Origin of the sequence: Streptomyces callyspongiae, from assembly GCF_047200695.1 — a bacterium.
Lineage (GTDB): Bacteria > Actinomycetota > Actinomycetes > Streptomycetales > Streptomycetaceae > Streptomyces.
In genome coordinates this window covers 1-428 of record NZ_JBJZOM010000060.1, presented here as the reverse complement: position 1 = coordinate 428, position 428 = coordinate 1, and the positions used below count along the sequence as shown (strand labels likewise).

Sequence of the window (428 nt, the reverse complement as noted above, 5' to 3'; positions counted from 1 at the left end):
TTCCCGGCGGGGTTGGTGGACGAGATGTTCGCTGCGTACTGCTCGGTGCTGGAGCGGCTTGCGGGGGATGAGGTGCTCTGGTCCGAGGGGCCGGGTTCGTTGGTGCCGGTGCGTCAGCGTGAGTTGGTGGCGTCGGTCAATGACACGGCGGGTGCGGTGCCCGGGGGGTTGCTGTATTCGGGTGTCCAGGAGTGGGCTCGGGAGGAGCCGGAGCGGGTCGCGGTCGTGGATGTCGACGGCGAGTTGTCCTTCGGTGAGGTGTGGGCGCGGGCCTGTGGTGTGGGTCGGCGGTTGCGTGGTCTGGGTGTGGGTCCGAACCAGTTGGTGGCGGTGGGTCTGCCGAAGGGGCGGGCGCAGGTCGTTGCCGCGCTGGGGGTGATGCTGGCGGGTGGCGCGTATCTGCCCGTCGACCCCGAACTCCCCGCCGA

General features: G+C 70.1%; 1 protein-coding gene. It reads left to right on the top strand.

Going from position 1 to position 428, the window contains the following annotated elements; genetic code table 11:
- Nucleotides 1–24 precede the first annotated feature (24 nt).
- Nucleotides 25–428: AMP-binding protein (locus ACL06G_RS21515; RefSeq protein WP_412788171.1), on the top strand; the 404-nt coding region annotated here is incomplete at its 3' end.